Annotated in this window: 13 protein-coding genes; 12 read left to right on the forward strand and 1 reads right to left on the reverse strand. The window is 43.3% G+C overall.

The features are described 5' to 3' along the window. Positions 1-119: 119 nt before the first annotated feature. The 8 genes from WG8_RS12105 (at position 120) to WG8_RS12140 (ending at position 8,356) form a co-directional block, all read left to right on the forward strand. A complete protein-coding gene (locus tag WG8_RS12105) occupies positions 120-1,709 on the forward strand; it encodes an acyl-CoA synthetase (protein ID WP_007430464.1) in 1,590 nt (529 codons plus the stop codon). A gap of 45 nt (positions 1,710-1,754) precedes the next feature. Continuing rightward, positions 1,755-2,987 (forward strand): aminopeptidase, encoded by a 1,233-nt coding sequence (locus WG8_RS12110; RefSeq protein WP_007430465.1) that lies wholly within the window; start codon positions 1,755-1,757, stop codon positions 2,985-2,987. 299 nt (positions 2,988-3,286) lie between these two features. Then, complete coding sequence (locus WG8_RS12115) at positions 3,287-4,066, forward strand: DUF4309 domain-containing protein (protein ID WP_007430466.1); 780 nt, start codon at positions 3,287-3,289, stop codon at positions 4,064-4,066. A 163-nt stretch (positions 4,067-4,229) separates the two neighbouring features. Next, positions 4,230-4,757 (forward strand): TetR/AcrR family transcriptional regulator, encoded by a 528-nt coding sequence (locus tag WG8_RS12120; RefSeq protein ID WP_007430467.1) that lies wholly within the window; start codon positions 4,230-4,232, stop codon positions 4,755-4,757. Positions 4,758-4,938: 181 nt separating this feature from the next. Beyond that, positions 4,939-5,526, forward strand: coding sequence for a sulfurtransferase TusA family protein (locus WG8_RS12125; RefSeq protein WP_007430468.1), 588 nt, complete (start codon positions 4,939-4,941; stop codon positions 5,524-5,526). Continuing rightward, complete coding sequence (locus WG8_RS12130; protein ID WP_007430469.1) at positions 5,523-6,023, forward strand: DsrE/DsrF/DrsH-like family protein; 501 nt, start codon at positions 5,523-5,525, stop codon at positions 6,021-6,023. The genes WG8_RS12125 and WG8_RS12130 overlap by 4 nt, the downstream gene beginning before the upstream one ends. Positions 6,024-6,100: 77 nt before the next feature. Beyond that, positions 6,101-6,367: a metal-sensitive transcriptional regulator gene (locus WG8_RS12135; protein WP_007430470.1), complete on the forward strand. Its 267-nt coding sequence runs from the start codon at positions 6,101-6,103 to the stop codon at positions 6,365-6,367. A 318-nt stretch (positions 6,368-6,685) separates the two neighbouring features. Continuing rightward, positions 6,686-8,356: a pyridoxal phosphate-dependent decarboxylase family protein gene (locus WG8_RS12140; RefSeq protein WP_007430471.1), complete on the forward strand. Its 1,671-nt coding sequence runs from the start codon at positions 6,686-6,688 to the stop codon at positions 8,354-8,356. 187 nt (positions 8,357-8,543) lie between these two features. Here WG8_RS12140 and WG8_RS12145 read toward each other — a convergent pair whose 3' ends face one another. Next, positions 8,544-10,451 carry a BglG family transcription antiterminator gene (locus WG8_RS12145; RefSeq protein WP_007430473.1) on the reverse strand — a complete coding sequence of 636 codons (1,908 nt, stop codon included), beginning with the start codon at positions 10,449-10,451 and terminating at the stop codon, positions 8,544-8,546. Between the two features lie 418 nt (positions 10,452-10,869). On the opposite strand from WG8_RS12145, the gene WG8_RS12150 reads away from it, so the two are divergent. From WG8_RS12150 to WG8_RS12165, 4 genes are read left to right on the forward strand one after another with little or no spacing between them, the layout of a single operon-like run. Then, the gene (locus WG8_RS12150; protein WP_269744428.1) at positions 10,870-11,178 is read left to right on the forward strand and encodes a PTS sugar transporter subunit IIB; all 309 of its coding nucleotides are present in this window, start codon (positions 10,870-10,872) and stop codon (positions 11,176-11,178) included. 14 nt (positions 11,179-11,192) lie between these two features. Then, the gene (locus WG8_RS12155) at positions 11,193-12,422 is read left to right on the forward strand and encodes a PTS sugar transporter subunit IIC (RefSeq protein WP_007430475.1); all 1,230 of its coding nucleotides are present in this window, start codon (positions 11,193-11,195) and stop codon (positions 12,420-12,422) included. A 46-nt stretch (positions 12,423-12,468) separates the two neighbouring features. After that, a complete protein-coding gene (locus WG8_RS12160) occupies positions 12,469-12,816 on the forward strand; it encodes a PTS lactose/cellobiose transporter subunit IIA (protein WP_007430476.1) in 348 nt (115 codons plus the stop codon). A gap of 33 nt (positions 12,817-12,849) precedes the next feature. Further along, complete coding sequence (locus WG8_RS12165; protein WP_007430477.1) at positions 12,850-14,289, forward strand: glycoside hydrolase family 1 protein; 1,440 nt, start codon at positions 12,850-12,852, stop codon at positions 14,287-14,289. Positions 14,290-14,330: the final 41 nt, after the last annotated feature.

Consider the following 14,330-nt stretch of genomic DNA (forward strand, 5'->3'; position numbering starts at 1 on the left):
TTCTAGAGACTTTATCTTTTTGATAAAAAATTGATTCTGGTATTAGAACCTGGTACTAAGACGTGATATACTACGATTAGATCATAGTTCTCATCTTATGTATAAAGGGGAAGATACAATTGACAGATCAGCAGCAATGGCTTGCGCCTGAATATTACAATATGACCTCGGAAATGGATTACCATGATGCTGATAAAACAGCACTCAAGTGGTTGAGCGAAACTGGAGAATACGAGGAGATCACCTACGGAGAGCTGTTGAAAAAGGCCAATCGACTGGCTGGTGGACTCACAAGTCTGGGATTTAACAAAGGAGATAGAGTTCTGGTCGTAGTACCACGGCGTATTATTGCGTATGTGATTTACCTGGCGTGCTTGAAGCTGGGACTTGCCGTTATTCCTTCTTCGGAAATGCTGCGGGCTAAGGATATTGCGTATCGTCTTCGCCATTCACAAGCACGAGGGGTCATTGCCTGGACCGGAGTAACCGGGGAAGTAGACAAAATAATTGATGATATGCCTGCCCTGGATTATCGGATCATGGTTTCCGGTGACAGCACGGCATCTACACCCGGCTGGCTTGTTCTGGATGAACTGATGGACGGGCAGGACGATACTTTTGAAGCTGTGAAGACACATCGGGACGACCTGGCGATTCTGGCCTATACCTCGGGTACTACAGGGAATCCTAAAGGTGTCGTACATAGCCATGGCTGGGGGTATGCTCATCTGCGAATAACATCCCCATGGCTGGATATCCAAGCTTCAGATGTAGTATGGGCTACAGCAGCACCGGGATGGCAAAAATGGATTTGGAGTCCGTTTTTATCCGTACTAGGGAATGGAGCGACCGGATTTATATACAATGGTCCGTTTCGTCCGGGGCGCTATTTACAGCTCCTGCAGGAGTATGGGATTCAGGTATTATGCTGTACGCCCACGGAATATCGGATTATGGCCAAAACGGATGGCTTGGATCAGTACGATCTGTCCCAATTGCGCAGCGCAGTTTCCGCGGGAGAACCTCTCAATCAGGAGGTTATTAACAAGTTTCAGGAGCAGTTCAACATTACGATTCGTGACGGTTACGGGCAGACGGAGAGCACATTAATTATTGGCAACTTGAAGGACGTACCTCTGCGTACAGGTTCGATGGGCAAATCCATTGCGCCGGGACTTGTTGAGGTCGTAGACGAGGATGGCATTCCGCTGGCGGCGGGTCAAGTCGGTGATATTGCAGTACGTGCTGATCTTCCGGCATTATTCCATACGTATTACCTTGATCCGGAACGCAAAGCAATGAGTATCCATGGTGAATATTTTGTGACAGGAGATCGGGCTCGCAAAGACGAGGATGGATATTTCTGGTTTGAAGGACGAGGTGATGATATCATTATCAGCTCCGGTTATACTATTGGTCCTTTTGAAGTAGAGGAAGCGCTTATGAAGCATGATTCCGTGCAGGAATGTGCTGCCGTAGCAAGCCCTGACCCAATACGCGGACATGTCGTAAAGGCCTACATTGTACTTAAAGCCGGAGTAGAAGGATCACCAGAGCTGGCAAAGGAGCTGCAGCAGCATGTTAAAGCATGGACTGCACCCTATAAGTATCCACGAAAAATAGAGTTCATTCAGGAACTTCCCAAAACCAGTTCGGGCAAAATTCGAAGAGTGGCTTTGCGTGAATTGGAGAAGCAAGCCGTACTGTAATGATAAGGCTTAAATACGATGAAAACGGAACAGGAGCGTGGGAACATGAGTTCATTTGAAACATTGCTGGAGCAATATGCAGAGCTTGTCGTGAGGGTAGGGGTCAATATCCAGCCCGGACAGGTATTTTTGGTGACTGCACCGCTGGAAACCATTGATTTCACGCGTTTGATTGTCAGCAAAGCCTATGAGGCAGGGGCCAAATACGTGCAGGTAGAGTTTGAGGACGATCAAATTACGCGCAGTCGTTTTGAGCATGGTGACGATGCCTGCTTTGACTATTACCCGGCCTGGAAGGCGGAAATGATGGAAAAATTCGCCGAAGAGGGTGGAGCCACGCTAACCATTAAGGTACCGAATCCCGATCTGTATCAAGGTATTGATCCGCAAAAGGTTTCGCGTGCAACGAAGGCGGCGGTCACGGCGAGAGAGGGCTTTTCCCAATATACCAGGAATCATAAAATTAGCTGGTGTCTGATTAAAGCGCCAACGAAGGCTTGGGCCGATAGAGTATTTGCCGATGTGGCAGAAGAGGATCGCATCCGTGTCATGTGGGATACGATTTTCCGAATGAACCGTGTAGACGGCTCAGATCCCGTTCAGAATTGGCAGGAGCATTTGAAAAACCTCGAACAGCTGCAAAACAAGCTGAATCATAAAAAGTATAAAAGCCTGCACTACCGCGCACCCGGAACAGATTTGAAAATTGAACTGGCCGACGGACATATCTGGCGCAGTGGTGGTGGTGAAAACGAACGTGGAAATTATTTTGTGGCGAATATGCCGACAGAAGAAGTGTTCACGATGCCTAAGCGTACTGGTGTGAACGGTTATGTCACCAGCACTATGCCGCTAAATTTGAACGGACAGCTGGTAGATCGGATTACATTTACCTTTAAGGACGGCAAAATCACCGAGTATACAGCGGAATCTGGCGAGCAGCATCTGACTCATTTGCTCGCTACGGATGAAGGGGCTAGTTATTTGGGTGAAGTTGCGCTGGTTCCGCACGATTCACCGATTTCCAATCTCAATCGTATTTTTTACAATACAGGCATTGACGAAAATGCCTCCTGTCACTTGGCTCTGGGCAGTGCGTATCCCTTTAATATGGAAAAAGGAACACAAATGAGTCGGGAGGAATTGCTGAAGAACGGTGCCAATGTCAGCCTGACTCATGTAGATTTTATGATCGGTTCAGCCGAACTGGATATTGATGGTGAGCTGCAGGACGGAAGTAAAGAAGCTGTGTTTCGCAAAGGAAATTGGGCCATTTAGCTTTTTTCAATCTCAAATTCAAGCAACCCGCAAGCGATCTTATTCGTTTGCGGGTTTTTCTATATCCCAAATGTCAGACTGTCCCCTGGCACGGCATTGTTGTGAATATAAAAGCAAAAACCATATCTCGCTCTCCTTTTTTTTAAACAACAGCGAGGAACGTACTAACGCAAATCGTGTATGTTGGATAACCTCTAATATTATTGTTTACAAGTTGGAAACAAGTAGAGGTATTCTGGAAATGCGGTTTAGTTACACTTGGTTTGTACCTCATTGAAACAAGGAAAGAGTGATCTCATATGAAAAATTCATATCAACCACATGAACCAAAAAAGCTGCCCTATAAGCTAGTCACAGCTACTGCTTTGATGGCTATAAGTTTCGCTGCCATCACCGGATGCGGCAATAGCGGAGCAGCAAAATCAACTGCTCCAATTACGGAAGGAGCAGCAGTTGCACCGTCTACCGATTCCACGGTTCAGCATACGGACGACAATCGTAAAAATGCAGATACGAACAAGCAAGGTTCGGACACAATCCAGCAAAGTCAGGGTCCAGCAGATTCCAAGGATACCGGAAAGGTGTCTGAGCAAGGCTCATCCTCGCCCCATCAGTCACCTGCCAGTAGTGCAGCGCCATCTAAAAACGCACACTACCCAGTAACTATACTCAGTGCAGCCAAGCAGGGGACACTTCCGAACTTGCCCAAAGGTCTTGGTTTGGGAACTGGCAGCGATCTTTTGTTCGAGCTGTGGGGAAAATCCGAGTCAGGCTCTACTGGCCATACGCGGAGCTACACCAAGCATCATACGGATATCGTACTGGACGGAAGCGATAAAGTTACAGAGATTACATCATCTGATCCCTCTTACAGAAAGCTGGTTATCAGCCAAGTCATTAAGGAATTGGGTACGCCGACCGAAACGAACGACACTTCCAGAAGTGTACCCAATACAGCAGAAGCCAGTTATACTATCAAAGACGCTTCCGGACTTGATCAGTATTTAGTATTTTCCTATCAAACCAAAACGCAAAAAATCAACTATGTGAGATTGTATTTTAACTCCATGACTCCATAATCTTGATCCACAACAAAAGAGTCGCTTCCGTAAAACCATTACGGAGACGACTTATTTTTCTGAGCGATTGCCATTGCATTTTCGTACAGTGTCATTTATATTAGATTTAGTAATTGATTAATCACTTAACTGAATCTATGATAAACAAAAGGATGAAAAAGTCATGGCTAAAGCTACGTCAACATCAATAAATCGCCAAAATGAAATTATATCGGCCGCTATTGAAGTGTTTGCAGAGATGGGCTATTATCGAGCCACAACTGCCAAAGTGGCAGAACGGGCCAACATTTCCCAGCCGTATGTTTTCCGTTTTTTTGCTACCAAGGAAGCATTGCTTGTCGCAGCCCTGAAGGTTTCCTTTGCGCGCATCCTGGAATCTTTTCAACAGGTCATTCATTCGTCCCCATCTGAACAGCTAGAGCAGGAGCTGATCGCAGCTTATTCGCAAATTATGATCGGATACCGCAATGAAATACTTTTACAAATGCAGGCGCAGACCATCGGGGAGGATGTGGTTGTGAGCGTGATGCAGCAGGGATTTCGTGATGTTCATACGACTGTTTATGCTGCTTTTCGTCAAGTGGGTATTGAGCATGCATTGGAAAGAACAATGCTCTTTCTTGCCAGAGGTATGCTCTGCAATATCTCGATGTCACTGGATTTGCCGGAACTGATGGAAATAGACGAATAGTATTTTGTTTATGTTACAAAAGTCACGCCTTTGCGTGGCTTTTTTCTTTTGTTTGTGAGTTCAAATCATCAAACAGGTTGACAATGAGAGCAGGCTTCGATATCTTATATACATATAGGGGTATATGTATTATAATAAATTGAACCGTTACCCTTCCAAAAAATATGCGGAGGTATATATTATGTCATCCAATAACATCCAGGCAGATTATATTCTTGATTGCAAAGGGCTGGCTTGTCCTATGCCGATTGTCAAAACCAAAAAAGTGATGAAGGAACTCAAAGCAGGGCAGGTTATGGAGGTGCAAGCGACTGACAAGGGTTCATTAGCGGATTTTCAGAGCTGGGCACAAAGCACCGGGCATCATTTTATCGGTACTTTTCAAAACGGAAATGTCATGCATCATTTTTTGCGTAAAGGGGAGCCTGCTGAAGCGAAGGCCGAACCCCTATTACCTTCAACCATAAGCCATGAAGAGTTGCAGACAAAATTGGCTGAAAAGGGGAACCTGTTACTGCTGGATGTTCGGGAGCCTGCAGAATTTGCGTTAAAGCATATCCCTGGATCGAAGTCCATCCCTCTGGGTGAACTGGAGAACAGACTGGGTGAGCTAAAGCTGAATGAAGAGATTGCAGTGATTTGCCACGCTGGAACACGCAGTGAAATGGCTTGCCAGTTATTGGTGAAGAGTGGCGCCACAAACGTCAAATCCGTCCTTTTAGGCATATCCGAATGGACAGGAGAGACGGAGGGGAGCGAGTCCATATGACTTCAACCGCGGAACAGGGACTTACTCATCCCAAAACAACAATCGTATTATTCAGCGGGGACCTGGATAAAGCGATTGCTGCATTCATTATTGCGAATGGAGCGGCAGCATACGACCATGAAGTAACTATCTTTTTTACGTTTTGGGGATTAAACATGCTGCGTAAAGATGAGCTGGTGAGAACGAATAAAGGAATACTTGAAAAAGCCTTCGGCTGGATGATGCCGCGCGGTCCGCAAAAGCTTGCACTGTCCAAAATGAACTTTGCAGGGCTCGGCCCACAGATGATCAAGCATGTCATGAAAAAGCACAATGCGCTCTCTCTTCCACAGCTTATTGAGCTGGCGCAAGAGCAAGGGGTTAAGCTCATAGCCTGTACCATGACAATGGATCTGTTGGGGTTGCAGCAAGAGGAGCTAGTCGAAGGTTTGGAATATGCCGGAGTTGCCGCCTATTTGGGCGAGGCTTCGCAAGGGAAGGTTAATTTATTTATATAGGGTGTCCTATTTATTTTTTTGATTTATAATATACCTATACATGTATATACGTAAATCAAAAAGGGAGTGCAGTGCTCATGGAATATAATTACACTGATGAACTGAAAACGCGCTTGAGAAGAATTGAGGGCCAAGTCCGTGGGGTACTTCGCTTAATGGATGAGGGAAAATCGTGCAAGGATGTTGTCAGCCAATTGTCAGCCGTACGTAATGCATCAGATAAAGCAATTGCGCAAATTGTAGCCGAAAATCTGCAACACTGCATTATGGAAGAGCAAAAGGCTGGAGGAGATACGGATAAGCTGGTTAAAGAAGCGATTCAACTTCTTGTGAAGAGTAGATAACAAGAAATCACAGAACATATCATTCAAAAAAATGCTTCTTAAATTAAGGAGCATTTTTTTTGCATCCGTTGTAACGATTATTGTTACAGCGGCTTTTAGAATGCAAAACTCGTGAGCTTTGCAGTTATTAATTATTACATATGATGGAACGAATACCTATTCATCTCTATTATTTTATTGTATAATTTAGAAATGTAAGGTAATAAAATCCTCTAAGTAAGCTGCTTCGCTATCTATACTTCTGCAAACATGGGTTTCTTGAACTCCAAGATTCAAAGAGGATTCTACACAATCAGAACAATGGGGAGAGGATTCAGAATGCACAGTAAATCGGATGTTAGAGATTGGTTTCCAAGCGAGGACGGAAGTTTGTTACAACGAAAACGGATCATGGAACTGATCGAGCAAATGATTAGCGGCGTAGATGAGTTGAAGAACCCCAAAGCGGTCAATCTCAAAGGAGAGAAACGGCGGGATGGGGATTTTTACGGTCAATTGGTTGCACAAAGTCAGATTCCCTATGAAGGTGCTCCTATGAAGGAGGTGAACGCAGAGCTATTGCAGTTGCTGCACGGACATCCTTACCATACAAAGTATTTTTTTACGAATATACTGCCAATGGCCTCCATTCCCGGAATAATGGGTATGTTGTCCGCGATGCTGGTGAACGGCAACAATCTTTGGGATGTTTATGGGCCTGCCGGAGCCGAGGCCGAGGTCAGAGTAATGGCGATGATGTCCAAGCTGGTAGGCTATGATGCCGGGACAAGCGGGGGCTATACCACCTGGGGAGGTCAGGGCGCCATATTTTCCGGATTGCGGATTGCCATTGCCAAATATGAACCGAATGCGTTAAAGCACGGGGTTCCGGACAACTTGTATGCCTTTTGCTCGGAATTGGCTCATTACAGCCTGTTCAAGTCGATGGAAGCGTCCGGGATCGGCAGTGATCACCTCATCAAAGTAAAAGCCTTATCCGACAGTTCTATGGATGTGGCTGATTTGAGATGTAAATTAGCGGCGGTCGCTGTAGGCGGAGGCGTGCCTGTGTATATAGTGGCAACAACTGGGACAACAGATGCCATGGGTATTGACGATGTCCTCCAAATCCGTACCGTTGCGGAGGAATTTTCGAAGCAATTCGGGTTGCCGTGCCCGCACATTCATGCAGATTCGGCTCTGGGCGTTTTTTTTGCCGTCTTCAACGATTACGACCTGGAAAAGAACACGCACCAATTCAGCCCGGGCGTCATTGGGATGCTGACTTCTATTCAGGAGAAGATGAGACATCTTTCTTTGGCTGACTCCATGTGCTTCGATTTTCAAAAACTCGGACAATCACCTTATGTCTCAAGCCTGTTTCTGCTCAAAAATGCAGCGGATCTTGGCCTTCTAGAGCTTGATGCAGACGAAACCCCTTATGTCGGACATCGCGGCTACGGGGAATATCACACCGGCTATACGTTGGAGTGTTCTCGCATGGCCAGCTCCATTAGCATGTACAGTTCGCTGTTGGCCTTTGGGGTAGAGGGCTATCAGCGTCTTCTTGCCCAATTTCTGGAGGTGAATTTGCAATTTCGTGAACGGTTTGTTGCAGAAATTCCGGAGGCCGATATTGCCAACCCGGACAATCCGGGAATATCAACACTGATCCGCATTTATCCGCCAGATGGCCCGCGGTTTGCCGAAGAAATAAGCGGAAGCAGTTCTTGGGAGGATATCGAGCGGAACAATCAATTGAATGAACGGCTGTTTGAGAAATTGGGCAAACATCGCGATCGGATGTTCTTTGGGGATACAAAGAAACATCTGCTGGTCAAGACCGTTGAAGGTCGGCAAATTCCGCTCTATGTCAGTAAATTTTTTGTCATTTCGCCTCATACCCAACCGGAGCATGTACCGGAGATCGTGCATTATTTGAAGGAATGCGTAACCCAAGTATGTGAGCAGTTTCGTGTATCAATGAATAAACAAGCTCATTATTCATGAACTTACTATATAAGTTGAACTTGAAAGTTGCCTATCGTGCCACTGCGCAGACGGATGGTGCTTCCATCGCGACCGCTTCGCTTGGGCAGTACCATTCCGCCTACTCCGTTTTACTTGTACATTTTTTTTAGAATGAAAAGTAAATAACTCCATTACGAATAAAGCATCACAGCGTAAATAGATCGTTTTATTCCCAGCAAGTGATTAATTTATTTATAAAATCGTCGAAGTTATGAGCAGAAGACAATAGATTCACATTTTTATCGTCTGTTAATATGGTAGCCAATGCATCGAATACGTCGCGGAATATTTTTCGATCCTCTCCGCTGACGGTGAGTAACAATACAATTTTCACGATCGAAGAATCCCATTTGATCCCATTCGGATTCAAATAAATGAACATGCCTGTTTTATGAGATTCCATTTTAATCGCATGAGGGATGGCAACGTGTCCGAAAGCAGTAGAGGACATGGCTTCCCGTTCCATAATTTTGCCCAAAAAATCTTCGTCCGTATAACCATCCTGATTCATAATTTGACAGATAAAACGTAAAACATCTTCTTTCTCGGACAATGCTGTGGAGTTGTAAAAATGTCTTTCGTCTAAGAAAGATTTTAAATGGATCTTAAATTGATTTTTCTTTTTTTGCTCTTTTAATTCAAATATTTTGTTCGATACTTTTTCCCGATCACTTTCTATAAAAAATGGGGTAATCACGACATAGGGTACTTCCGGAATCTTATGCAATTGGGCAGAAGAAATAATAAAATCACTTGTTACATAATTCAAGTCGCTCTCATCGGTTACAATCGAATGAATCGAAATATCATCGCCAAAATACTGCTGTAATTTATTGATGATTTGCACATTCATATTATAGTAAAGCGGAAACAGTACCGTACACGAAATTTTCACATTCGATTGCCGTTGCAATTCAATGGCATACCCCAAGTGAAAAGCTAAATAAGCAATTTCATCATCGCTAATGATATAACCGGTTTTTTCTTTAATCACATGTGAAGCATGAACAGCGCAATCATAAATGAGCGGGCATTCTCTTTTTATCGTATGCGTTAATGGATTTTTCGTTGAATGATGATTTTTTAATCTCATCAAAAGGTTTTTTACATGCAGTGTAAAACGCGTAATAAAATCAGAATCGGCAATACTGATATAGTAATATTTATCCAAGTCAATGGCTATTTCACTGACCAGATCAATACAGTCTCTCCCTGCGATATTCTCCAGGTCGCTTACTTCAATTTGCGTAAAGTTGACATTGGTCGCATTACACGAAATTAAGATCGCCAAATCGGTGATTTCTTCTTCCGGATAGGTTACATGAAAATACGATTCTAGTTTAAAGGCAATTTCTTTGGCGATTAAATATGCGGTGTTGTCGACGTTATAATTCACGGTCTTATTTAAAAACTGAAAATCATGTTTCATTCTGTCCAATGCAATGGTGATGTGGATAATCACATTGGTTAAATAATAATCATTGGTAAAAAAATGATGGGCAGAAAAGGTTTCAACGACGACTTCCCGAATGTAATCGATATTTAGCTCTTTATAAAATCCTTTGATTTTATCGATATCAATAAAACTTCCGTTGGCCTCTTCGTACAAAATACTGCTCATTAGCTTGCGCTTATCTTTTTCTCTTCCTTGCAACCCAATATGATCCTTGCTCAACTGCAATTCCAAGTTATTTTTGGCAAGCTTTTCTTTGATCAGCTTCAGGTCAAGTCTAAGCGTTGACTCGCTGATAAACAGAGCGTCGCTTAAATCGTAAATATAAATAGGCTCATTGGTTTGCACCAGTTTTTTCAGAAGATAAGCCATTCTTTCGGATTGAGTTTGCGGGATTGCTTTTTGTTCACTCGTTAGAAACCTGTTTACTTGATCGGTATTGACCTTATAACCTTTATTCGACGATAGGATCAACCCGTTGTGAATAGCATTGATCTCACTTATATAAGATTTGATGGTACGTTTGGACACGCCATATTTGTCCGCCAGGCTTTTTGATGAAATCCAATGATTGTTGTTTTCGGTTAAATATTGAATTAGATCGATATACTGCGTTTTCATTTAGGACCCCTCGCTTTAAAATGTTGCACCATAGGGGTGCAGTTTTTTATTTGAGCCTGTTTTAAGATTTGTAATATAGTTTGGTTGTAACAAAGATAGCGCTATCATTTCAGAATTATAAGAAAAACTTCTATCGATGTACAGTCACAGAAGACAGACCGCGTTTAGCGGAAATTTTTCCTGCGATTAAAGAAAGCTTCAGCTCCGCTGAAAACTTATTCTTTCTTTAATCTAAAGAAAAACTTCTATCGATGTACAGTCACAGAAGACAGACCGCGTTTAGCGGAAATTTTTCCTGCGATTAAAGAAAGCTTCAGCTCCGCTGAAAATCTATTCTTTCTTTAATCTAAAGAAAAACTTTTATTGATGTACAGTCACAAAAAAAGCAAGGAGGATTACCATGGAAAATTCAAGCAAAATGTTAAAAGTATTGTTAGTTTGTGGGTCTGGAGCAAGTTCCGGTTTTATGGCTGCCAATATTCGCAAGGCCGCTAAAAAGAGAAACTTGAATATGGATATCAAAGCCAGAGGGGAAGCGGAAATTGAGAATTATATCCATGATATCGATGCTTTGTTGGTCGGTCCCCACTTGGCTTATATCGTTGATGAAATCGAAGAGCTTACCAAAGATGTCCATGTCAAAGTGCTCTTAATGAAGCCTTCTTATTATTCCACTTTAGATGGGGAAGCCGCTTTAGATGATCTGCTGCGTGAGTTGAACAGTTAAAGGGGATAACCAAAATGAACAAATTAATAGAATGGCTGAAAAACGACTTCTCTCCCAAGATGAATAAAGTCAATAACAATGTATGGGTAATCACACTTAAGGATTCTGTCATGCAACTATTGCCTTTTATTCTTTTAGGATCGGTATTTTGTCTTCTGACTATACCTGGAGATGTGTATCATATCAAAAACTACCCTGATTTTTGGGTTCCGTTCGGATGGACGATGGGCATGCTTTCGCTGTTGGTTTCTTTCCTGATTCCGTTTAATTTGATGGAAAAGAAGAAGTTAAGAAAACAGCGCTTTATTGCCGGATGTACAAGCCTGGTTACTTTTTTGATCATCGTAACTCCTCAAGTCGTAAAGGATGGTACGGTTGGTTTTACTCATAGTTCTTTGGGCACCGGAGGCATGTTCGTTGCCATCATCGCCGCTATGATTACCGGTTATATCATGGGGCTGTTCGGAAAATTTTCCTTTTTCAAAGAAGATTCCGTCATCCCGGACTTTGTCAGATCCTGGTTTGATTCCATGCTTCCCATTGGGGTGACTATCGTTCTGGCCTGGGTGTTGGTCGATCTCGTTCATATTGATATATACAACATCATTTTAAATATTTTTATGCCGTTGGCCAGCGTGGTAGAGACACCTTGGGGATTCATGTTAATTCTGTTTATCAGCTGTTTCTTGTATTCCATGGGGATTTCCAGTTGGATTTTGACCCCTGTCACCAAGCCGATTTTTCTGGCGGCCATTATGGCAAACGCTACCGCGGGGGCGCATAATATCGTAACGGCCGAAACGATTTATTCGGCATACTTGTGGGTAGGCGGTGTGGCCTGTACGTTGCCGCTGGCCATTATGCATCTGCTTTCTAAAAGCACCAAGCTAAAAGCGCTAGGACGCGCATGTTTGGTACCTTCTATCTTTAATATCAACGAGCCTTTAGTGTTTGGTTCAATCGTATGGAATCCCATCATGATGGTGCCGATGTGGATCAATGGTTTAATTTTACCGTTGATCGTTTGGATCGGAACCAAAGTCATTCACTTTGGCCCCATCCCGAAAGTGGTTTTCGATATGTGGTACGTTCCTTTTCCAATTTCCACGTGGATTACAACGGGAACCATTACAGGCATTATCCTGATGTTAATCGTTGTCGCGGTAGCCACGATGATTTGGTATCCATTTTTCAAAACCTACGAAAAACAAGAGCTTGAAAAAGAATTGCCTCAAACCAATTAATCTATTCATGGCTTTTTGAACAACCTCTATAAAGGAGATTTTTATTATGACTTTGGAACAAGTAGCTCAAGATGCGATGCAAATCATTTTGCACGCAGGGGAAGCAAGAAAACATTGTACGGATGCCCTAAAGGATATTGAAAACAGCGACTTTGACAGCGCTAAGGAGAAAATGAAATTAGCCAACGCGGAAATTGTCATCGCTCATCGCGTGCAAACGAATTGTATCCAAAAAGAAACGGAAGGAGCAAAAGGAGAGTACTCCGTTTTATTTGCCCATGCGCAAGACACGCTCATGACGATCTACAGTGAAATTAATATTGCCAAGCGGTTAATTGATATTTTCGAGAGCTTGAACCAGCGATTGATCCAACTGGAAATGGCCAATAAATAAATAATCAATAAATAACGAGAGGAAGTAATCAAAATGAAGAACATTCCAACGGGATTCCCCTCCGATTTTTTATGGGGGGGAGCGGTTGCCGCCAACCAATTAGAAGGTGCTTACAATGTTGATGGAAAAGGGTTAAGCGTAGCGGATATTAATGAATATTTGGATGGCATTCCTTTAGATAAAAAGTCAAATTTAGAACTGACTACGGACTATATTAAAGAAGCTATTCAAAGCGAAGATCGGATTTTCCCGAAACGTTGGGGTATCGATTTCTATCACACCTATAAAGAAGACTTGAAATTATTAGGGGAACTGGGACTCAAAACCTTTCGCACCTCGATTAACTGGACAAGAATTTTTCCCAATGGTGACGAAACACAGCCTAATGAAGCAGGATTGAAATTTTATGATGACCTGATTGACGAAATTATAGCGAACGGCATGGAGCCGATGATCACCCTATCGCATTATGAAATGCCGATTCATTTAACGACGGCTTATAAAGGGTGGTACTCCAGAGATTTGATTGATTTTTTTGTTCGCTTCGGCCAAGTGGTTTTTGACCGGTACCATAAAAAAGTGAAATATTGGATTATCGTTAATCAAATCAATTTGATCGATCATGAATCCTTCAACCACCTGGGCATTGCAGAGGATGTGGTGGAAGATTTGGCCTCCGCCAAATACCAAGGCTTGCATCATGAATTTGTTGCCTGTGGCCTGATCACGAAATATGCCAAAAGTCTAGATCTAAATTTGCAAATCGGGATGATGCTCTGCGGAGGACCGGCTTATCCGGCTACCTGCCGGCCGGAAGACATCTTTGCCACCGTGCGCAGAAATCAAATGGAGTACTTTTTCTCCGATATTCTGCTTCGCGGATATTACCCGGGTTATGCTTTCCGTTATTTCGCCGACAATAACATCACTGTCGAATTTGCAGAGGGCGATGAAGAGGCATTGAAAAATACGGCGGACTTTATGTCCTTCTCCTACTACTATACCCGCATTTACGATGCGGAAAGCATGAAAAACAAAACGGGGCCTTACCGCAATACCGAACTTCCGGCCAACCCTTGGGGATGGACGATTGATCCGATCGGTCTGCGCACGTTTCTCAACCTGTTCTATGACCGGTATCAGTGCCCTATTTATATCACGGAAAACGGGATCGGTTACCATGACACCTTGGAAAAAGACGGTTCCATCCATGATTCCTACCGAGTTGACTATTACCGGGCCCATATTGAGCAAATGAAAGAGGCCATTAAAGACGGGGTGGATTTAAGAGGCTATTATGCTTGGGGCCCAATCGATATTATTAGTTGTTCTTCCTCGGAAATGAGCAAACGCTATGGATTTATTTACGTCGACCAAGATGATCGTGGCAACGGTAGTAAAAAGCGCCTCAAAAAAGACAGTTTTTCTTGGATGCAAAAAGTGATCGCTTCTAATGGAGAGAACTTGGACTGAGGTTTTGTAAATGCCTATTTATCTGAAATTTGGCGGACGAT

This window comes from Paenibacillus sp. Aloe-11 (assembly GCF_000245715.1).
In the GTDB taxonomy this organism is placed as follows: Bacteria; Bacillota; Bacilli; order Paenibacillales; family Paenibacillaceae; genus Paenibacillus; species Paenibacillus kribbensis.